A 19,481-nucleotide genomic window follows, 5' to 3' on the forward strand; every position below is an offset into this window, starting at 1 on the left:
ATCGCTATTCCGATCACTCGGTTTGGCCGAGGACCGGCTGAGCGAACCTTAGGGGGCAGATGTGTCACCAGAATTTGAAATGGATTAAAGAGTGTGAAGAGTTGTGAAGAAATGTAACGAGACCCTAGGCCATAAGGCTCCGGATAATACGTGCAAGACTTTGAACATCATACGGTTTTTGCACCCGTACCGTTTGATCGCTTTCAGCCGGACTGTCTGCATCATCGAAATAACTACTGACAAGAATCGTAGGAACATCCGGTCGGACGGCCTGCACCGAGGCGATAAGGTCAGTGCCCATAAGCTCTGGCATCATCAAATCTGACACGATCACATCATAGCTGTCGGGCGCCGCCCGAAAGGCGTCCAACGCGCGCATTGGTTGCGAATAGGCCTCGACCCGGTAGCCATATCGCGTCAGCAACCGGCGCGTGACATATAGAATGTTCTCATCGTCATCGACCAGCAGGATGTGTTCGTCCCCGGTGACGGCGCGGGCCTCTTGCTGCTGTTGCGCGCTCAGAATCGGCATCATGGGATAGAACAGGCTGAACCGGGTCCCCTTGCCCGGCGTCGAGGACAGTTCGACCCGCCCGCGGCATTCCTCGACGCTGTTGCGGACGATTGCCATACCCAGACCGGTGCCTTTCCCGACCGGTTTGGTAGAAAAGAAGGGTTCGAATATCTTCTCTTGCACCTCGGGCGTCATCCCCGGCCCGTCATCGGTTACATCCAGTCGGATCACCCCAATCGCATCGTCCGGCAGATCGTCAAGGGATTCATCCTCGGCCTGACTGATGCGCAACACAACGTCGCCCGGGTGATCGCCGATGGCTTCGAACGCGTTGTGGCACAGGTTCAGCAGGGTCTGAAAAAACAATGTACCGTCGAATTCAGCAAAAGCCTGTTCAATGTCGATGTCAAAGCGGGTCTTCACGCTGGGAGGCGCGGCAACCTTGATCAGGTCCAACGCCTCTTGCGTGGCTTTGACCATATCGCCGCGTTGCGGATTTCGAGGCCGCTGGCGGGCAAAGGTCAGCATCTTGCGCACAAGCGCCTGAGCGCGACGTGCCGCGATACGAATATGGTTGACCGAGGTCTGAATGTCCTCGTTGTCCTCGGCGTCCAACTCGATCAGCTCGGCATTTCCGATCACGCTCATCAGCACGTTGTTGAAGTCGTGCGCGACCGAACCGGCCAGAATGCCCACAGCCTCCATCTTCTGGACCTGAGCGAATTGCTCGCGCGTGCGGCGGGATTCGGTCATGTCCTCGCCGATACCGATATAGTGGGTGATGCTGCCATTCTGATCGACCAGCGGGAAAATCGCGGTCGAAACCCAGTAATGCGTCCCGTCTTTGCGCAAGTTGCGAAACACACCGTACCAGCTTTGGCCGCTTTTCAGTTTGGCTTTCAGGTCGCTATAGACCCCCTGCCCCGAATGCCCCGATTGCAGCATTTTGGGCGAATGGCCATAGACCTCGTGCGGACCGTACCCGCTGAGGTCAAAGAACTTTCGGTTGGCGTATTCAATCCTCAAGTCGGTGTCGGTGATGATGATCGAGGCCGGGCTTTGTTCAACCGCCCGCGCCAGTTTGCGCTCGGCCAGTTCCACTTGTTCACGCAATGCAAGTTCGGCCTTCAGGCGACGGTTGGTGCGCAAGATATTGGCGATCAGCAAAGTGGTCAGGATCGCGATCACGCCCACCAAAACGATCAACCCCACCAGCAGAAAAGAGAAATTTCGGACCAGACGTTCTCCGTCCGAGAACGCGCGCACCATACTGGACAGACTGCGGTCGCGCTCTTGCACCCACAGGGTTTCAAGGGTCTGCAACGCCGCCAGGGCGTCGCGGTCATCCACACGCACCAACGCATCGATCTGCTCTGCGCTCAGGCCTGCGCCGATACCCTCCTCGATCAAAGGGATATTGCCAGTGTATTCCATGGCCACCGCTTCGATCTGCGCTAACGCTTCCAATTCAGTGGGGGATGGGTCCGAGGCACGATAGGCTGCGATGGTATCCAGCAGACTTTGGGACTGCCGTCGCAGGCGTGGACCCAAATCGGGGTCATTGCGCAGCACATAATTCTTGAAGTTGTGGATCAGTCCGCCATAGCCAAAGTCTTCGCGAATGTCCGATATCCAGTAGCCACGCGGTGTGGTCTCGACCGAATAGTCCTGCCATGCCATTCGCATGTCACCTATCCGGTTCCCGGTTTCACGGGACATATACAGAAAAACGGACAGAATGATCGCCAAAGCGATGCCAATCACAAATGCAACAGCCAGAGGCCGCTTCAGTGATCCATCTTCCTGTTGGGGGTTGCTGTCCATGATTGTCCCCTATCCCGTTGAGAACCGGGATAAGGGCGTTGCCTGACAGGTGGAATGCGCCACAACCGCGCGTACAGCCCTAAGCTTTAGACTTGTCCGTGGTCAGACCATTGGTTTCCGCAACGAAATCAGCCAGCATGGGTACATAGTCATCACCCCGACCTGCAGCCTCCATCGCCGCAAAAGCGTTACGCAGAGTCGCCTGTACCGGCGTGACCGCGCCGATACTATTGGCCAGGTTCGCGACATATCGCATGTCTTTATGCGCGTTCGTGATGGCAAAGCGATGGGCGTTTTCGTCCCCTTCGAGCGTCCATTTCATGAATGTATCGTAGAACCCGTTGGACAGGCGGCTGGGACGCAGAACAGAATCCACCTGTTCAACGGTCAGCCCAGCCTTGCGGGCAACGGCCAGCGCCTCGGAATACAGAACAGCATAGCCCATGGCGACGAAGTTGTTGACCAGCTTCATCTTGTGACCCATCCCGACCTCACCCATGTGCACGACCAGACCGGCCCAACATTCCAGTACCGGTTTGATGCGCGCCAAGGTTTCGGGCGATGCGCCGACCATTGTATCCAGCGTTCCGGCCTCGGCCTCTTTCGGAGTTCGGCCCAAAGGTGCGTCTGCAAGATCCATGCCCACAGCTCGCAGCTCTTGCACAAGTTGCAAGGTCGACACGGGATCCGATGTCGAACAATCAACAACCACCAACCCTTGTTTGCCCGAGGCCAGGATACCATTTTCGCCACGGATCAGTTGTTCGACCTGCGGGCTGCCCGAGACGCACAAATGGATGATGTCGCAGGCTTCGGCCATTTCACGCGCCGAGGTGACTTCGGTCGCACCACGCTGCACAAGATCTTCGACGGGTTGTCGGTTGCGATGCCCCATCACCACAAGGGGGTATCCATTTTCAACGATGTTTTTGGCCATGCCATGACCCATCAGCCCAACGCCAATGAATCCGATAACGGGTTTGTTCATGTTCAGTCCTTTTCTGATCCGGCGTTTGGATTTAGCTGTCCGAGGATTGAGCCCAAAGGTTGACCTCGCCATTCTGCGAATAGCGGTCGATTTCGGCCAGTTCATCGACCGTGAATTCAATATTGTTCAGCGCCCCGACGCAGTCGACGATCTGTTCACTGCGGGATGCACCGATCAACGCCGTGGTGATCCCGCCATCGCGCAACACCCAGGCAATCGCCATCTGCGCCAGCGTCTGACCGCGCCTCTTGGCAATCGCATCCAGATTGCGCAGGTTCTCGATCGTGCTTTCGGTCAGCAGATCGGGGTTCAGTGATTTGTCTTCGGTTGCTCGGCTGCCTTCCGGCACGCCGCTCAGATACTTGCCGGTCAACATTCCCTGCGCCAGAGGGGTGAACGCGATCGACCCGATCCCCAACTCTTGCAGGGTGGCCTTCAGCCCGTCCGTCTCAACCCACCGGTTAATCATGTTGTAGCTGGGCTGATGAATGATGCAGGGCGTGCCAAGGTCCTTCAGGATCGCCGCAGCCTCGCGCGTGCGTTGGGAATTATAGGACGAAATCCCCACATAAAGCGCCTTGCCAGAGCGTACGATCTGATCCAGCGCGCCCATGGTTTCCTCGAGCGGCGTGTTCGGATCAAACCGATGCGAATAGAAGATATCCACATAATCAAGACCCATCCGCCGAAGGCTTTGGTCACAGGACGCGATCAGGTATTTACGGCTGCCCCATTCGCCGTAAGGGCCTGGCCACATGTCATATCCGGCTTTGGACGAGATCACCAATTCATCCCTGTAACCGGCAAAATCATTTTTCAGGATTTCACCAAACGCCTCTTCAGCGCTGCCCGCAGGCGGGCCATAATTGTTGGCCAGATCAAAATGCGTGATCCCCAGGTCAAATGCCGTTCGACAAAGCTTTTGTTTCAACTGATGAGGCCGGTCAGCACCAAAATTATGCCACAGCCCCAGCGAGATCGCGGGCAGTTTCAGACCGCTGTTGCCGCAATAGTTATAGGTCATCTCCGCATAGCGTGTCGCGCTGGGCACATAGGTGTTCGACGTCATTTTCGGGTGTCCTGAATCAGTGATGTCATTACGCCCCGCGCTCGCCACGGCACCAAATGCGTGGCTGATGTTCAGCGCAGGTTGCCCGGATCATATTCCGTCGGCGACTTGCGCTCAAATGTCTTTAACCCTATTAAAAACATCTTATTGAACATCAGGAACATGGTCATGGCACGCCCAGATCGCGTTTTCAAAGCCGCCTATAATGCCATGCTGGACGCTTTGGTCGCCAATCCCAGCATCCAGAACATCTCGGCGATCGCGCGACAATTGGATGTCAGCAGAACAACCGCGCGCGCAATTCTGAAGAGGTTGGAAAAAGCAGGGATATTGACGCAGGCCGGGCCAGACCGGCAATTGCTTCGGGTCCCTCAGCGGCGGGATTATTTCGCCGCCAGCGAAACCATGGACATGCGCGATGCCTTGGAGGCCACATTCATGCAAATGATCCGAAGCGAGGATATCGGTCCGGGCGCGCTGCTGAACGAGAGGCTTCTGGCGCGACAGCTCAACGTTTCGGTCCAGACCATGCGCGAATTTCTGATCGGGCTCAGCCGGTTCGGTTTCGTCCGCAAGGACCACCACCGCCGATGGGTTTTGGAAGGCGTCACCCGAAAATACGCGCTAGAGCTGCATGAGGTCCGCGTGATGTTCGAAAGCAGAGCAGTCGAGAAGCTCTGCCAGATCCCCGAGAATGACCCGTTCTGGGGCGGGCTCATCAGGTTGAAACAGGATCATCTCGAGATTTCGGCGCACTCCGATTTCGCTGACTTGGATTTCCCCGCCCTGGACACCAAGTTTCATCGGTTTCTGAACGCGCATGCCGACAATAGGCTGATCGTGGGGTTTCAGGACGCGATCTCGATGATCTTCAACCACCACTACCTTTGGCCGCTGGAAGATCAGATGCACCATCACCTGACCGCGACCTCAGATCACCTGCAGATCATTCAGGCGGTTCTGGAGCGCGACCACCGTAAAGCCCGCGCAGCGATGCAATCCCATCTCGACGCCACCCGGCACCGGTTCGAGGAGGCCACATCCTAAGACCCAAACTCAGACCGCCTGATGGACTTCGATGACGTTGCCTTCGGGGTCGTGAAAGAACACCTGATGCCATTCTTTGGCAAAGGCAGTTCCATAATCCGAATAGGGAATGCCGTTGTCGTCCAGCAGCTTCATGAAGGCCGCAATATCATCGGTTCTAAAAGCGATGTGGCCGCGTTCGACCGGGTTTATCGTTTCGCCATGCTTAAAGGCGACGCCGAGGTCTTTCTCGGCCAGGTGCATCTGCATCTGCCCATCGGTCGCAAAGCGGATCTTGCCGCTATAGCCCCGGTCCTTCGTATCCTCGGATCGTGGGAAATTTTGGATCGGGATGTCATCCAACCCAAGAACGCCCGTGTAAAAATCGTGGAGGCGATCCACATCTTGCGAGACAAAGTTGATATGGTGGAATTCCAATTTCATATCCGCGTCTTTCCATCGGCTGAGCATATTTTTTCAGATCGCAGATGATCAGAACCCGATGAGTTCAACAATCACAAATCTGACAGAGATCCCTGAAGAACGGACCTAACGGCATCTGCAATCGAACCGCAGCCGCAGGCAATTTGCAGGGATTCAAAACAACAACCTTGAAAAACAGCCCGTTTAGAGTGTCACTGTCAGTATGAAGATCGGAAAAAACTCATGAAGTCATGGATCATCATGGTTCATGTCTGCTGGGCGCTGGTCCTTGCTGCATGCGCGCCCACGTCCCGGACCTATGAAAAGACGGTGACGCGGTCCGTCGCCGCCGAACCGACAAGCCAGCTTTACCGCGCGGCCAGCAGGTTGGGCGATCCCGGCGACGGGCGATCGGGCGTACGACTTGTCAGCGATGGGGAACAGGCGCTGGTCATTCGGCTGCTGATGGCGGCAGCGGCAGAGCAAACGATTGATGCGCAATACTATCTGCTACACGACGATCCGACCGGGCATCTGTTTGCTGCAAGCCTGTTGCGTGCTGCGGACCGGGGTGTCCGCGTGCGCCTGTTGTTGGACGATATGGACACGTCCGGATACGATGCGATGACTGCCGCCCTTGATCTGCATGAGAATATCGAGATCAGGCTGTTCAACCCGTTCTGGCGAGATCAAAGCCTGCTGATCGCCGGTCTGACCGACTTTAAACGCGTCAACCGACGGATGCATAACAAGTCGATGACCGCAGACAATACATTCACCATTGTAGGTGGGCGCAATATCGGTGCCGAGTATTTTCTGGCCCGCGAGGAAATGAACTATGCGGATTTGGATTTGCTGGCCACTGGCCCAGTGGTCCGTCAGGTCTCGGACAGTTTTGATACCTACTGGAACAGTGAATTCGCCGTTCCTGCCGCTGTGGTGATTGATGAACCCCAGGGCGTTTCACTGAACGAGGCACGCGACCGGCTGAATGACCTTGTCGACGAGGCGCGCGATACGCCTTATGGCAACGCCCTGCGAAGGTCTGCGCAAGAGACCTTTGCCGGCAACGCATTGTCGGTTGATTGGGTTCAGGCCCAGCTATACGCCGATCCTCCATCCAAAGCAGCCGGCGCGGATGATCCCGAACAGATACTCGCGTCGCAATTGCTGCCCTACTTTGAGACCGCTCAAAACGAGGTCAACATCATCTCGGCGTATTTTGTGCCTCGAAACAAAGGGGTCGCATGGATGTCCGAGCTGGAAAACCGCGGTGTTGATATCAAGGTCGTCACCAATTCGCTGGCGTCAAACGACGTGGCGCCGGTCTATGCCCATTACGCCAAAAAGCGCCGCGCCCTGTTGCGCGCCGGCGTCGAGCTGTACGAGCTGCGCCCGGATGCCTATCAGGTTCAACAACGCGGTATTAACTGGGCGCAGTCCCGTTCGGGTCTGCATTCCAAGGCGTTCACCATTGATGATCGCTACGTTTTCGTCGGGTCGTTCAATTGGGATCCCAGATCCGTCAACATCAACACCGAGATGGGCATCCTGATCGATTCGCCCGACTTGGCGGTTCGGACAATGGGCGCGCTGGACGAGGCGCTGCCCGCGTACACGTACAATGTGACGCTTGAAGAGGCTGGCAAACTGGTTTGGACAACCCGGCAACAGGACGGCACTGTCCTGCGATATGACGCCGAGCCGACAGGATCGGCATGGGATCACATAGTCTCGGGCGTTCTGGCCATTTTACCGATCGGTTCGCAGCTTTAAAACACGGCAGTCCGGGTTCAGACCCTTGCTTTTTCGAAGGCCGTCCATGCGGTTTCGAACGCGTCGAAATCAAAACCCGGCTGGGTGGCGGCGTCCAGAATGATACGCTCTGTCGTCAGCAGCTTTTGGATCGCTCCTTCCAACTGATCGACGATATCCTCGGGAATGACCAATGCGCCGTGTCGATCCGCATGGATCAAATCACCTGGATCTACCGTCATGCCAAATACCGAGACCGGCGTGTCCAGATCGCGTACATGGACGAAACCATGGCTTGGACCAACTGAGCCTGCAACAACCGGGAATCCGTCTGGCAGATCACCAAGATCGCGCATTACGCCATTGGTCAACGCCCCTGACATGCCAAACCCTTTGTGAATGGTGGTGTTAATCTCGCCCCAATAGGCGCCGATGCAGTTGGGGTAATCCACATCTTCTATCACAGCGACCGAGGGCGCGGGGCCTTCAGCCATGTATTTGTAATAGGCCATTCGTCTGGCACGGATAACGTCGGGCTCCTCGGTCGGGGGAGCAACCGCTGCAATTTTGGCCGTGCGCGCATAACCCACGATTGCAGGCTCATTCGGGGCCGAACACATCATGGTACCGCGCGTGAATCTGTCAAATCCTCGCTTGCCCTGAGCGACTTCTACGGCGTTGCAGACAGTGGGCGTATCCACTTTGCGCAACAGTGACAAAAGGGATGGTGTCATATGTCCTCCAACCAGCGCGCCAAAGCCGCCGTTGTTTCGTTTGGTTTCTCCAATGTGGGCAGGTGACCAGCCCCATCAATGACGTGCAGTACGCTGTTTGGCAGTAGATCGTGCATCAACTGGTGGCGCTCGACCGGGCACAACCCGTCCTCGCGACCGCAAAGAACCAGCGCGGGCCCGGTATAGGCGGACAAAGTTGCACATTGATCGGGTCGGTCCATCAAGGCTTGCGATTGACGCAGAAAGACTTGAGGGCCCAGACCAGTTGCCATCTCCATGCACAAATCCAGAACAGCCCCCTGACGCGGCCCGTCTGCAAGATAGTTGGGCTTCATTTCGTCTCGCATTACATGCCACAGCCGCCCTTCGCGCACCGCGTCCATCTGCGGAGCACGGCGGGCTTTGACATCGGGCAGCTCGGCCATCGGGTTCGTGTCCAGCAAGGCCAGGCGTTCAATACGCTCGGGGGCCTGACGCAGAACCTCCATGGCAACAATCCCGCCCATCGACAAACCCGCCAGTGCAAATACGGGTGGCGCGTTGCGCAGGATATCCGCTGCCAGTTCTTGCACGCTGTCGTGCTGACACAGGGGAAAGGTCATCATCGGTACCTTGCCGGACAACGCGTCGATCTGCGGGCCGAAAAGCCGCGCATCGCACATCATGCCCGGTAACAGAATCAACGGTGTCATGCGCGGGCCAGCTCTGCCCCCCGGGCCAGCGCCTCTAGCTTGGCATAGGCGATCTGCGGATCAATCGCGCCGAATCCCGCAAACGTCCCAAAACCGCAATCGCTGCCTGCGATAACCCGATCCTCGCCGACAATACCGGTAAAGCGTTCAATCCGTTGCGCCACAAGCTCGGGGTGTTCAATGAAATTGGTGGTGGTGTCGACCACTCCGGGGACCAGAACCTTGTCATCGGGGATCTCGGCTTTACGATCCCGGAACACAGTCCATTCATGCGCATGGCGCGGGTTCGACGTCTCGAATAGGACATAGCGCGATTTTGTTGCCATCAGGGTGCTGAACACCTTGTCCATCGCGATATCGCAACAATGCGGGCCTTCGTAATTCCCCCAGCAGATATGCACTCGCACCCGGTCCTGCGGCACGTTTTGCAGCGCATGATTCAGGGCCTCGACATGCATATCCGCGATCTTGAGAAATTTGTCATCCGACAGGTCCGTGAACAACATGTGGCGGGACAGGGCAAGGTCGGGGCAATCCAGCTGAATGTCCAAACCTGCCGCGACAATAGTCTCGTATTCCTCTTTCATCGCATCTGCCAATGCGGCCAGATAAGCCTCGCGCGTTGGGTAGAAATCATTTTGCAGAAACAGCGAGATCACACCCGGTGACGCGGCATTCATGAAACCCTGACCAACATCGTGCCGCGCCATGGCCGCCTTGAGGTTGGCGATGTCTTTCTGCAATTCACCTTGCCCCTTCGAGCGGACCTCGCCCGTGCACATGGGTCGCGCATATTTCGGGGTGCCGCCATCATCGGCCAGCCGCTGCAGAAAGCTTGGGAACATCTTGAGATCCGCCGGCGCATTGCGCGGGCTGTCTCCGGAAAACCCGGTATAGCGATCTTTGACATAAGTCGCATAGGAAATTTTCGACGTCTCTCCGTCGCTGACAACGTCTATACCAGCGTCGGCTTGTTGGCGGACAGTCTCGTCGACGGCGCCCGCCATGCAGGCATCAAAGGCTGCTGCGTCATAGGGTTCGCCATTTTCACGGGCAAAGATAAAGTCCACGACCTCTTGCTTACGTGGCAAAGACCCGACATGCGTGGTTTTTACAGGCATCTTTGGCCTCCTTAAAGTTTTCGCGCCATCAACACTGTGTGGCTTTGCGTTTCCGGGTCCTCGGCCAGAAATCCGGTCATCTGAAGCCCGTTGTCTTCAAGGCACCCGGCGTATCCGGCGGGCGAAAGAGACGCGTGGTAGACCGTTTCTGCGCCGACTGTACCGCTTGCCTCGCCTGCGCGCGGACCGACCGTCAACATCAGCATCCCACCAGATCGCAAGTGGCGCGCCATGCGGGCGATACAGGCTTTTTGCTCCGCGGCCGTCAGGTGAAAAAAGCTGTTCCATGCGATAATACCATCGAACTGACGGCCCAGATCGAAATCCCGCATATCGGAATGCAGCCAGTCTCCGTCAGGCCACCGGTCGCGGGCGATGGCCAGCATGGCCTTGGAAAAGTCGACGCCCGTGACGTCAAACCCTTCGGCCATGAACCAACGGGCGATTGGGTCACCTGTTCCGCAACCCAGATCCAACACGTGATCACCCGGTCTAAGACTGGCCGTGAAGCGCGCCAACCAGCGCGCTTCGAACAGAGCTTTGGAGCGACGTTTGTCATACTCTGTCGCCTGCCGCTCATAGACAGCATGGGTATCCTGCGGGTCTGCGGTCATCCTGTCCAGGTTGCTCCGGCCGGATCATTGGTTGCGGTAATCCGGTACAGGCCAGCCTGCCCGGTCATGGATGGGACAACACTATAGGATTCACCCGGCAGAACCAGAGCGGTGTCGCCCACGGACAATGTGGTCTCATGGTCGTCTACAGCAATCCGCCAATGCCCACTGGCCGGCATCAGAACCACGGGTTTGTCGCTTATGACTGCGTCTGGCACACACGATCCTCGGCCCAGAAAATCGACTTCGAAACCGGGTTTGTCCTTGATCCATCCGTTCTCGCCTATCACCACTGCCGGTTTGTTGGCCGACAGGGCCATCAAGTCCCAATACCGCGCAACGTATTTGCCGACCACATCTTCGACCGGCACCTCGGGATAGGCTTTCAGCTCTTCCTCGGTCAGTAAAGGCATAGGGCGCACGTTGTGGGGCAGCTCTTGCCCTTTCTTGCTGTCGTACAGCACGCCATTGTCACCCAGCATCAAACCATGAGCCTGCGCATCCTCGATCACTTGCGGGGCCCAAGTGACACCACCTCCGGCATCGTCGCCGCCCAGGATGGACATGATCATCCCGTAATCCTGACCCACATTTTCGAACCCGCGAAAAATACCGGTGGGAATGTTGAAGATATCGCCCTCTTCGGCGATGAACTCACCCGCCGTGCCATAGCGTCCCCAGAAGAACCGCCAGCGGCCTTTGGCGACAAAGAACACCTCGGCCGTGGTGTGGCTGTGCAGAGAGTTCCGGCATTTCGGAGGCTGGCCTGCAGCACCGATATTAAAGCCGATCTTGTCGGTGATGTGGACATGCTGATCGGGGCTTTCAGAAACGCCGCCGCCGACGATGGTAAAGTTCTCTTTCTGATCGCTGCCCGGTGTGTGGGCGTCGATGAATGCGGTTTTGCAGGGTTGCAACTCGCCGTAGCGGACGATGCGTTGTTGGATGGTGCTCATGGTGATCTCCTAAAGGGGGTGTGTTGCGATGGGGGTTAGCCCGTCGCCCCAGGAGGGTGATTGTTCAGCCGGCGCGCCCGCAGCGCGGCGCGGTGGCAGTGATACCGCCGCGCCTGTTCGCTGGGTTTGAGGCAGGTTGGCATCACAGGTCTCCGGTCGCCAGAAGAAGCTGCTTCCAGATCGCCGTTTCATCGAACAGGGTCCATTCGCGGCGCAGGCGGATATCGCCGCCGATCAGTTCGCCCCATTCGGCGTGGCTGATGCCCATCACAAAAAGGTCCGCCCCGGTGGGCACGCCAAACGCCCCCCAGCCATCATGTTTGCCATGCAAGCTCCAACGGATGGCCGAGCGGGGCGGCATGTTGGCATCCTCGCGCCCGATTTGGTGATGAATGGTAAAGGTCGCATTGGGCAGCGCGGCACGCAGAGACATCCAGAACCGGTCCACCGCGTCGCGCCCGTGGCCGGTGGCCCCACCGGGATATTCACTTTGCACGGCACGATCATAGTCGCGTTCAACCGCCCCCATATCCGCGCCCATCATCCGGGTCAGCAGGTCAGCATGGCGCTGGCCCCATTCGTTGTCATTCCCCCGCCCTTTGTACGGCCCGTCCAGATCATTGGCCGGGGTGAGAGGTTTGACGCATGCCTCGGCCCCGCCCTCACGCGCGATCAGGTCGCGGGCAAATTCCTTGGGCTCCCACCCCATCTGCCGGACGATCGCGCCATTGTCGCGGATCAGCCATTCATCGTCGATGGTATTGTTGCGGGCATGGCAGTCGGCCAGAATGCGATAGCGCAGCTTGGACCCGGTCGCCTTGCCGAACGCGCCATCGCCCAGATGCGTGGCGCTGGACATGATGCGGTGGCTCGACAGCATCCCATCCTCGGGCGTGCCGGACCAGATCACATCCTCGCCCAGAAGGGTACGGTCGGGGAACTCGGCCAGTGTAGCCATGGTCGCGCCGATAACACCCTGATTGCCGGTCGAGACACTGCCCGGCATCCGCACGACGATATCCTTGCCGTAATACTCGTGCAGGGTCGCGATGCCGCGATCCTCCCAAATCTCTTTGGTGATGCCGATAATGTAGTCCGGGAAATCCCGGAATTTCGGATCAAAGCCCTTCATGTCTCAGTCCTTTGTGGTTTCCACCCCTTCGGCAAACGCGCCGAGGTCCGCACGATCAGCGGCCCGTCAATGGCCACTTTCCGCGGTTTGGCCGTGGCCGGGGTGTCGATATGGTCAAGCAATGCGGTGACGGTTTCAGCCACCATCAGATTGGCGCGCTGGCGGATGGTCGTCAGGTTATAGGCGGGCCACCCGGCGGGCGGCACGTCGTCATAACCGATGACCGAGACATCCTCGGGCACGCGCAGGCCCAGTTCAAAGCGGATCACGTCCATCACCGCCAAAGCCATGTGATCATTGGCCACGAACACCGCGTCGGGCCTTTTGCCGGGGGCAACATCAAACATCCGGCGGGCGGCGGCCCGGGCGTTCTCTGTATGGAAATCTCCGACATCATGGGCGAACACATCCTGCCCGCCTTCAGCCAATGCCGCGCGGAACCCCGCCTCGCGGTCGCGCTGGGTCGAGGCGCCCTGCCAGCCCGCAACATAAGCAATGCGCTTATGCCCTCCGGCCAGCAGAAACTCGGCCACTTTGCGCCCGCCCGCATAGTTGTCCGAGGCCACCGTGGTGATCCCGTCAAGATCCTGCGTGCGGTTGAACAGCACCACCGGAACGCCGGCCTGCTGACAGCGCGTGGCGATATCCGACGACATTGGAACCGAGGCAAGAACGACCCCATCGACCTGATAGTCCAGAATTTCATCCATCACGTCGTCAATATTCCCGGCCGAGCGTGAGGCCATGAAGATCAGCACGTGATAGCCCTGTTCCTGCAGCGCATTTGAGAGCTTCTCAAGCGCCTCGGGGTAGAAGTAATTCTCAAGATACCCCACCACCAAACCGATGATCCGGCTTTTGCCTGACACCATGGCGCGGGCCAGAACATTGGGCCTGTAACCCAGCTCAGCAGCCGCCTTGCGCACCTTGTCTTCGGTCTTTTTGCTGACGGATGCACCGGGCGTGAAAACCCGGCTGACCGCTGACTGGCTGACACCGGCCAGTTGCGCAACCTGCAGGGATGTGACCTTTTCAGCCATCCGGTTTCTCTCTCAACAATGCAGCCAGCAATATCATCCCAGCATCTAGCCCCATCGTCGGCACACCACGCGGTACGGTCGGGTCGTGAATGCTCAGCCATGCATTGCCATCGTGGTATTGATTCAGGGATTGCAATGCTGCCATTGGGCCTTCGGCTTTTGCTATGTCCCGCAGACCGTCTATGGCATGGATCGGTGCCGTTTTTTCAAACTCACGACCGCGCTGTTCACGTTGCGCACGAAATTCGGAAACCATAGCCTGGCTTTCGTCCTGCTTGGACACACCTTCATGGTCCCAACGTTTTGCGTCACGCATGACGGGGGCAACCCGCTCGGTCCAACGAAAACCGCGCGAGATCGTAGGAACCGCAAAGGTCAAATCGCAACAGGCATCCATGACCCCACGCAGACTGTCCGGTACTTGAAAGTCACCCCGGGTGTCCGGCAGTTGGCTTCCGGGGCGCTCGCCCAGAAACTGAACAAATAGCTGATGCACCGTATCGGCATCGGGTTCGTTCAGTTTACCGATCCGTTGCTGCGCATCTTCCCGAACAGAGTCTTTGTCGATCTGTTTCAATCCGTATTCGTCCAAGATCGGGCCAAAACGCCCCCAAAAGTGATGCGGTTCTTCATTCGCCATCCCGGCAGAGGGTCGATAGATCATCGTTTTGCCTTCTTCGACGATAGCATCAAGGATCGCATCCCGTAGACGGCGTTGAATGCTGATATCCTTGTCGTCATAGCGCATCAGTCCGCCGTCCACCCCCCGTCAATTAACATCGAGGTGCCCGTCACCAGCGCCGAAGCGTCCGAGGCCAGATAGGCGACCGCGCCCATGATATCTTCGACCTCGCCCACGCGATCCAGCTTGATCTTGTCCATGATCCACGCGGCGCGTTCGGGGTTGTCGAAAGTGGATTGTGTCAGCGGCGTGCGGATGAAGGTTGGGCAGACCGTGTTGATGCGGATGCGCTGTTTGCCCCATTCGATCGCCATTGCTTTGACCATGCCCTCAAGCCCGTGTTTGGTGGCGCAATAGAGCGCCCGGTCCACGCCGCCCACATGGCCCATCTGGCTTGAGATATGAATGATCGACCCCGGCCTGTCCGCCGCCAGCAGCGCCTTGGCCGCATAGGACGACAGGAAATAGGCCGAACGCAGATTAACGCTGGTTACTGCGTCGAAATCTTCGGGCGTGGTCTCGACAGCCGGGCTGTGGCGGGCGGTTCCGGCGGAGTTGACGACCACGTCAAAAGTACGGCCTTCGAACAGCTGTTTCAGCGCCTGCAAGTCGCCCTGATCCACCACGGCCGCCTCAGCCGACCAGCCCTGCGCCTGCAGTGCGGCGACGGTCTCAGCCAGCCGATCCGCCCCGCGCGCGGCACAGACCACATGCGCCCCGGCCTCTGCCAGTGCCACGGCGCAGCCCTGACCAATACCCGAGGAGGCACCGGTAACCAGCGCGGTTTTACCGCTTAGCGAAAACGAGGGGGTGCGGGGCAGGTCAGTCATCAGCTCATTCCATCCGGTATTTCAATTCGGCCCATATTCCGGGCCTTGTTGAATTCCCGCAGACGGGCGAACACGTCAACTCCCAGTTGGCGATAAGCGTCCAGAAGATCGACCAGAACCCAGTTTTCTCGGATCAGGCCATTCTCGAGCCGCCAGAAATCCAGGCTGCGCATGGTGATCCGCTGGCCCGAGGGCGCAATCCCCATCCAACCGTCATGGGTCACCGTCTGGATCATGTTCGGCCAGCCGGTGACGGCGGCATATTCGCCATCGCCGAAAAAGTGATAGGTTATGTCATCTACATACTGCCCGCGATCCGGCATTCCGTTCAGAAACGGAATCTGGTGCCAGTTGCGAAACCCAGCATAGCCGCGCCCGGTTCCGATCCCGGCGGGGCCGTACCAGTTCATGCGGGGATGCCAGAACTTTTCCATCTCCATCACCTCCGGCCCACCTTCTGATGGGTGTTTCTTGAGGTGATCCAGCATGTCGATGATGTGCTGGCATGTCTGCTGACCTTTATCGGCATCATATGGCCCCGGCACCAGACCATCCTGCGTCGCGGGGCCCGGCACCTGCCATTCATGCCCAAGACTGGGGGCCATGGGCCAGGCGTTGGCCTGCATCATTACTTCGGGGATGTCCCACAGCGCCTGCATCTCGACGATCTTGCCGTCACGGAAGCGATAGAATTCATGGAACCGCATTGTCACCTGATGGCCGGTCGGAGGAATCTCCAACCACGGCCCGGTGAAGGTACCGGTATAATAGCCGCCGCAACCGACCCAATCCGCACCGTGTTCATCCGGCCCGGCCATGACGATGTAGTCGCGCCGCTCCAAATCAGGCCATGCGTCCAGCAGACCCTTAAAGGCGGTGTCGTAGAAGGCATCGCTGCCGGTGCTGTCGCCAAACGGATGGCACAACCGAAACAGGGCGTCCGGGGCGCTGGCCTTGGCCAGCGCCTGCCGCACACCCGTTTCGGTAAAGTCATACATAGCCGCCCTGACCGGCGCGATCAGGGCTTTATGCTGCGTATGAATATCACTCATTCGGCGGCGTCCCGATACGGGGCCGCCTCGCCATAGGGCACGTTGATCCCACCATAGCGGCGGACGCGGACGTTGCATTGCTCGGCATGGCCCACGAAGCCTTCCAGCATACACAGGCGCGAGCCATATTCGCCGATCAGCGTCGCCGCCTCGTCAGTCAGAACCTTCTGGTAGCTGTGCGTTTTCAGGTACTTACCCACCCAAAGCCCGCCGGTATAGCGCCCGGCCTTTTTGGTGGGCAGTGTGTGGTTGGTGCCAATTACCTTGTCCCCGTTCGACACATTGGTGCGCGGCCCAAGGAACAGCGCGCCGTAGCAGGTCATGTTCTCAAGGAACCAATCGTCGCGGTCAGTCATCACCTGCACATGCTCAGAAGCGATGTCATCGGCGACCTGCAGCATCTCATCATAGGTGTCACAAACGATCACCTCGCCATATTCTTCCCAGGACACCTTGGCGGTGTCGGCGGTGGGCAGGATACCCAGCAGGCGGTCGACCTCGGCCAGCGTATCCTCGGCCAGTTTGCGGGAATTGGTCAGCAGCACACAGGGGCTGTTATAGCCATGCTCGGCTTGACCCAGCAGGTCGGTGGCGCAAAGCTCGGCATCGGCGGCGGTCTCATCTGCGATCACCATCGTCTCGGTCGGACCAGCAAACAGGTCGATGCCTACACGGCCAAACAGCTGGCGCTTGGCTTCGGCCACAAAGACATTGCCGGGACCGACCAGCATGTGAACGGGGTCAATAGTTTCGGTCCCCAGTGCCATCGCGCCGATAGCCTGAATGCCGCCCATGACGTAAATCTCGTGCGCGCCGCCCAGATGCATGGCGGCGATCACTGCCGGGTTCGGTTTACCCTGAAACGGAGGTGTGCAGGCGATGATCCTTGGCACACCCGCCACACTGGCTGTCGCCACCGACATATGAGCCGAAGCCACCATTGGGAACTTGCCGCCGGGCACATAGCAGCCCACCGATTGTACAGGGATGTTTTTGTGACCCAGAATGACGCCGGGCAGGGTTTCAACCTCGATATCCAGCATCGAGTCCCGCTGCGCCTGCGCAAAGTTGCGCACCTGTTCCTGGGCGAATTTGATATCGTCCAGCTCGCGCTCGGTCAGTTGGCCGATCAGCTCGTCGATCTGATCTGGCGACAGGCGAAACGAGGCGGGCGAGTAATTGTCGAACTTCTCGCTCAGCTCGCGCACGGCGGCGTCGCCCCGGGTTTCGATGTCTTTCAGCGTGGCCTCGACCACTGCGCGGGTCTTTGCGTCATCCTCGGCCCGGTCAGCGTCGGACTTGCCGCGTTTGAGATACTCGATTGCCATAGTCCTGATCCTTACTTGTCGGGGCGGGGGGCGGTTTTCTCACCACGGTCATAGGCTTCCCAGCCCTCGCCGTTGAACAGATCCACACCCAGCTGCGCGGCCACATGGGCGAAATCCACATTCACCCAGTTGTCGACGATCTTGCCATCGACCACTTTCCAGAAATCCATGTAACGGATTTCAACCCGCTTGCCGGTGGGGGCGATGCCCAGAAACTCGCCGGAATGCGTGGCCTCTTGCCGGCCAAAGGCGGCGGCCCATTCGCCCATGTAAAGACGAGCCTCATCGATGCAGGTCTTGTCGGAAAACGCGGCCTGGAAAGGGCGCTGCCAGTTGTCCTGAAACTCTTTCAAGCCGGTCTTGGTACCGCAGCCCTGATTGCCCAACCAGCGGAATCCTTGCGAGAAGAACTCGCCGATATCATCAATGCGGTGGTCATTTAGACCATCGACCATCGTCTCGATCACACGGCGCGTTTCATCCGTTTTGGACATGTCCGTATCACGGGTCAGAACGGCTTGTTCCGGGCGGGAACCCTTCATTTCTTTATCCTTTTACTGCGCCAGCGGTCAGGCCACTAACGATTTGGCGTTGGAAGATCATCACAAGGAAGAACAGCGGGGCGATGATCGACACAGCAGCGGCCACGGCAACTACCTGATCGGTCGTCGTTGTCTCGCGGTTGAACATGCCCGCAATGGCGGGGACCATCGTCTGGTTCTGCGCATCAAGCAGCAGCGAGGTCACAAGAAAGTCGTTATAAGCCAGCAGGAAGCTGAACAGCCCGGTGGTGATCACCCCCGGCCACATCACCGGCATGATCACGCGGCGGAAGGCCTGAAAGTGGTTGCAGCCATCGACCCGCGCGGCCTCGTCCAGTTCGGCTGGGATATTCTGGAAGAACGAGCGCAGCATCCAGATGGTGAACGGCTGGTTGATCGCCACCAGCACCGCGATCACGGCGAAAGGCTTGCCATAGAGCGTCGGTGCATTTTCACCCAGAATAGGCGCCAGCCATTCGGCCGAGTTGATGAAGACCGGCAGATAGCCCGCAACCAGAACCGAATGCGGCAACGCGCGAAAGATCAGCGCAATAAGCAAGATCCAGAAGGCCAGCGTTGACCCCGACCGCGCTAGCCCATAGCCCGCCAGCGTGCCCACGGTCAGCGACACGGTCACCACCCCGGCGGTCACGATCAGCGAGTTTTTGAAATTGTTGGAAAAGCCCCGATCGACCCAAACGGTCTTATAATGCTCGGTTGTCACGCCCAGCACATCGCGGCCAAGGGGACCGAACAGCGGGTTCAGCACGTTCAAAACCGCAGGCAAGACCACAAAGAACACCAGCAGGAAGGCGATCAGGGCGACAAGCACTCCGACCACCCAACCGAACCATTCCTGGCCCTGTGATGTGTATTCCTTGATCTTCGCGGGTAGCACTTTGGTCACGACCATGGCCGCGCCCCAGATCACTGCGATGCCAAAGATGATATCCAGCACCGACAACCCGTTCCCGGTGGCCAGCGTCGCCGGGCCAAAGATCACGTTCAGCGCATTGCTGTCATAGGCGTCGACGGGGGATTTGACGCTCATGATCGCGATCCAGACAATCGGGAAGGCGGCGACAAGACACCAGAACGCGAGGAAGATGTTCGAGGTCAGCCGCAGGCTGAGAGGTTGGCGAAGCGCGCGCGAGGACAT

The 19,481-nt window shown here is 58.3% G+C and carries 19 protein-coding genes; 2 read left to right on the forward strand and 17 right to left on the reverse strand.

Going from position 1 to position 19,481, the window contains the following annotated elements; genetic code table 11:
* Window positions 1-124: 124 nt before the first annotated feature.
* The 3 genes from AC2FNR_RS18680 to mgrA all read right to left on the reverse strand — a co-directional run bounded on the left by AC2FNR_RS18680 (window position 125) and on the right by mgrA (window position 4,395).
* Window positions 125-2,338, reverse strand: a complete 2,214-nt coding sequence (locus AC2FNR_RS18680; RefSeq protein WP_496850699.1) for a hybrid sensor histidine kinase/response regulator — start codon at window positions 2,336-2,338, stop codon at window positions 125-127.
* Between the two features lie 79 nt (window positions 2,339-2,417).
* Window positions 2,418-3,431: an NAD(P)-dependent oxidoreductase gene (locus tag AC2FNR_RS18685; protein ID WP_496850701.1), complete on the reverse strand. Its 1,014-nt coding sequence runs from the start codon at window positions 3,429-3,431 to the stop codon at window positions 2,418-2,420.
* Window positions 3,358-4,395 carry an L-glyceraldehyde 3-phosphate reductase gene (mgrA, locus tag AC2FNR_RS18690; protein WP_496850703.1) on the reverse strand — a complete coding sequence of 346 codons (1,038 nt, stop codon included), beginning with the start codon at window positions 4,393-4,395 and terminating at the stop codon, window positions 3,358-3,360. The genes AC2FNR_RS18685 and mgrA overlap by 74 nt, the downstream gene beginning before the upstream one ends.
* A 168-nt stretch (window positions 4,396-4,563) precedes the next feature.
* On the opposite strand from mgrA, the gene AC2FNR_RS18695 reads away from it, so the two are divergent.
* Entirely contained in the window at window positions 4,564-5,442 is an 879-nt protein-coding gene (locus AC2FNR_RS18695; protein ID WP_496850705.1) for an FCD domain-containing protein, read from the forward strand.
* 9 nt (window positions 5,443-5,451) lie between these two features.
* On the opposite strand, the gene AC2FNR_RS18700 is transcribed toward AC2FNR_RS18695, so the two are convergent.
* A complete protein-coding gene (locus tag AC2FNR_RS18700; protein ID WP_353392843.1) occupies window positions 5,452-5,865 on the reverse strand; it encodes a VOC family protein in 414 nt (137 codons plus the stop codon).
* A gap of 222 nt (window positions 5,866-6,087) precedes the next feature.
* On the opposite strand from AC2FNR_RS18700, the gene AC2FNR_RS18705 reads away from it, so the two are divergent.
* Complete coding sequence (locus AC2FNR_RS18705; RefSeq protein WP_496850707.1) at window positions 6,088-7,620, forward strand: phospholipase D family protein; 1,533 nt, start codon at window positions 6,088-6,090, stop codon at window positions 7,618-7,620.
* Window positions 7,621-7,637: 17 nt separating this feature from the next.
* Here the strand turns inward: AC2FNR_RS18705 and AC2FNR_RS18710 are convergent, their stop codons facing one another.
* The 13 genes from AC2FNR_RS18710 to AC2FNR_RS18770 all read right to left on the reverse strand — a co-directional run bounded on the left by AC2FNR_RS18710 (window position 7,638) and on the right by AC2FNR_RS18770 (window position 19,481).
* Window positions 7,638-8,333: an RraA family protein gene (locus tag AC2FNR_RS18710; protein WP_496850709.1), complete on the reverse strand. Its 696-nt coding sequence runs from the start codon at window positions 8,331-8,333 to the stop codon at window positions 7,638-7,640.
* Window positions 8,330-9,025, reverse strand: a complete 696-nt coding sequence (locus tag AC2FNR_RS18715; RefSeq protein ID WP_496850711.1) for an alpha/beta fold hydrolase — start codon at window positions 9,023-9,025, stop codon at window positions 8,330-8,332. Before AC2FNR_RS18715 ends, AC2FNR_RS18710 begins: the two co-directional genes overlap by 4 nt.
* The gene (locus AC2FNR_RS18720; protein ID WP_496850712.1) at window positions 9,022-10,146 is read right to left on the reverse strand and encodes a cobalamin-independent methionine synthase II family protein; all 1,125 of its coding nucleotides are present in this window, start codon (window positions 10,144-10,146) and stop codon (window positions 9,022-9,024) included. The genes AC2FNR_RS18715 and AC2FNR_RS18720 overlap by 4 nt, the downstream gene beginning before the upstream one ends.
* Before the next feature lie 11 nt (window positions 10,147-10,157).
* Entirely contained in the window at window positions 10,158-10,760 is a 603-nt protein-coding gene (locus AC2FNR_RS18725; RefSeq protein WP_480869156.1) for a class I SAM-dependent methyltransferase, read from the reverse strand.
* On the reverse strand, window positions 10,757-11,716 hold the full coding sequence (locus tag AC2FNR_RS18730; protein WP_496850714.1) for a cupin domain-containing protein: 960 nt from the start codon (window positions 11,714-11,716) through the stop codon (window positions 10,757-10,759). The genes AC2FNR_RS18725 and AC2FNR_RS18730 overlap by 4 nt, the downstream gene beginning before the upstream one ends.
* Before the next feature lie 142 nt (window positions 11,717-11,858).
* Window positions 11,859-12,848, reverse strand: coding sequence for a nuclear transport factor 2 family protein (locus AC2FNR_RS18735; RefSeq protein ID WP_496850716.1), 990 nt, complete (start codon window positions 12,846-12,848; stop codon window positions 11,859-11,861).
* A complete protein-coding gene (locus tag AC2FNR_RS18740) occupies window positions 12,845-13,888 on the reverse strand; it encodes a LacI family DNA-binding transcriptional regulator (RefSeq protein ID WP_496850717.1) in 1,044 nt (347 codons plus the stop codon). Before AC2FNR_RS18740 ends, AC2FNR_RS18735 begins: the two co-directional genes overlap by 4 nt.
* Complete coding sequence (locus tag AC2FNR_RS18745; protein WP_496850719.1) at window positions 13,881-14,636, reverse strand: hypothetical protein; 756 nt, start codon at window positions 14,634-14,636, stop codon at window positions 13,881-13,883. The genes AC2FNR_RS18740 and AC2FNR_RS18745 overlap by 8 nt, the downstream gene beginning before the upstream one ends.
* Window positions 14,636-15,400 (reverse strand): SDR family NAD(P)-dependent oxidoreductase, encoded by a 765-nt coding sequence (locus tag AC2FNR_RS18750; RefSeq protein WP_496850720.1) that lies wholly within the window; start codon window positions 15,398-15,400, stop codon window positions 14,636-14,638. Before AC2FNR_RS18750 ends, AC2FNR_RS18745 begins: the two co-directional genes overlap by 1 nt.
* Window positions 15,400-16,452, reverse strand: coding sequence for an ester cyclase (locus AC2FNR_RS18755; protein WP_496850722.1), 1,053 nt, complete (start codon window positions 16,450-16,452; stop codon window positions 15,400-15,402). The genes AC2FNR_RS18750 and AC2FNR_RS18755 overlap by 1 nt, the downstream gene beginning before the upstream one ends.
* The gene (gene hisD / locus AC2FNR_RS18760; RefSeq protein WP_496850724.1) at window positions 16,449-17,780 is read right to left on the reverse strand and encodes a histidinol dehydrogenase; all 1,332 of its coding nucleotides are present in this window, start codon (window positions 17,778-17,780) and stop codon (window positions 16,449-16,451) included. Before hisD ends, AC2FNR_RS18755 begins: the two co-directional genes overlap by 4 nt.
* Before the next feature lie 11 nt (window positions 17,781-17,791).
* Window positions 17,792-18,322 carry an ester cyclase gene (locus AC2FNR_RS18765; RefSeq protein WP_170755243.1) on the reverse strand — a complete coding sequence of 177 codons (531 nt, stop codon included), beginning with the start codon at window positions 18,320-18,322 and terminating at the stop codon, window positions 17,792-17,794.
* Between the two features lie 4 nt (window positions 18,323-18,326).
* Window positions 18,327-19,481 carry a carbohydrate ABC transporter permease gene (locus AC2FNR_RS18770; RefSeq protein WP_496850726.1) on the reverse strand — a complete coding sequence of 385 codons (1,155 nt, stop codon included), beginning with the start codon at window positions 19,479-19,481 and terminating at the stop codon, window positions 18,327-18,329.

This window comes from Ruegeria sp. SATB045 (assembly GCF_059613525.1).

Coding starts and splice junctions, on each gene's coding strand:
- AC2FNR_RS18680 (WP_496850699.1), bottom strand. CDS start 2,338: ATGGACAGCAACCCCCAACAGGAAGATGGATCACTGAAGCGGCCTCTG.
- AC2FNR_RS18755 (WP_496850722.1), bottom strand. CDS start 16,452: ATGAGTGATATTCATACGCAGCATAAAGCCCTGATCGCGCCGGTCAGG.
- AC2FNR_RS18770 (WP_496850726.1), bottom strand. CDS start 19,481: ATGTCCTCGCGCGCGCTTCGCCAACCTCTCAGCCTGCGGCTGACCTCG.
- AC2FNR_RS18740 (WP_496850717.1), bottom strand. CDS start 13,888: ATGGCTGAAAAGGTCACATCCCTGCAGGTTGCGCAACTGGCCGGTGTC.
- AC2FNR_RS18745 (WP_496850719.1), bottom strand. CDS start 14,636: ATGCGCTATGACGACAAGGATATCAGCATTCAACGCCGTCTACGGGAT.
- AC2FNR_RS18700 (WP_353392843.1), bottom strand. CDS start 5,865: ATGAAATTGGAATTCCACCATATCAACTTTGTCTCGCAAGATGTGGAT.
- hisD (WP_496850724.1), bottom strand. CDS start 17,780: ATGGCAATCGAGTATCTCAAACGCGGCAAGTCCGACGCTGACCGGGCC.
- AC2FNR_RS18765 (WP_170755243.1), bottom strand. CDS start 18,322: ATGAAGGGTTCCCGCCCGGAACAAGCCGTTCTGACCCGTGATACGGAC.
- AC2FNR_RS18710 (WP_496850709.1), bottom strand. CDS start 8,333: ATGACACCATCCCTTTTGTCACTGTTGCGCAAAGTGGATACGCCCACT.
- AC2FNR_RS18695 (WP_496850705.1), top strand. CDS start 4,564: ATGGCACGCCCAGATCGCGTTTTCAAAGCCGCCTATAATGCCATGCTG.
- AC2FNR_RS18720 (WP_496850712.1), bottom strand. CDS start 10,146: ATGCCTGTAAAAACCACGCATGTCGGGTCTTTGCCACGTAAGCAAGAG.
- AC2FNR_RS18705 (WP_496850707.1), top strand. CDS start 6,088: ATGAAGTCATGGATCATCATGGTTCATGTCTGCTGGGCGCTGGTCCTT.
- AC2FNR_RS18685 (WP_496850701.1), bottom strand. CDS start 3,431: ATGAACTGGCCGAAATCGACCGCTATTCGCAGAATGGCGAGGTCAACC.
- AC2FNR_RS18715 (WP_496850711.1), bottom strand. CDS start 9,025: ATGACACCGTTGATTCTGTTACCGGGCATGATGTGCGATGCGCGGCTT.
- AC2FNR_RS18725 (WP_480869156.1), bottom strand. CDS start 10,760: ATGACCGCAGACCCGCAGGATACCCATGCTGTCTATGAGCGGCAGGCG.
- mgrA (WP_496850703.1), bottom strand. CDS start 4,395: ATGACGTCGAACACCTATGTGCCCAGCGCGACACGCTATGCGGAGATG.
- AC2FNR_RS18750 (WP_496850720.1), bottom strand. CDS start 15,400: ATGACTGACCTGCCCCGCACCCCCTCGTTTTCGCTAAGCGGTAAAACC.
- AC2FNR_RS18735 (WP_496850716.1), bottom strand. CDS start 12,848: ATGAAGGGCTTTGATCCGAAATTCCGGGATTTCCCGGACTACATTATC.
- AC2FNR_RS18730 (WP_496850714.1), bottom strand. CDS start 11,716: ATGAGCACCATCCAACAACGCATCGTCCGCTACGGCGAGTTGCAACCC.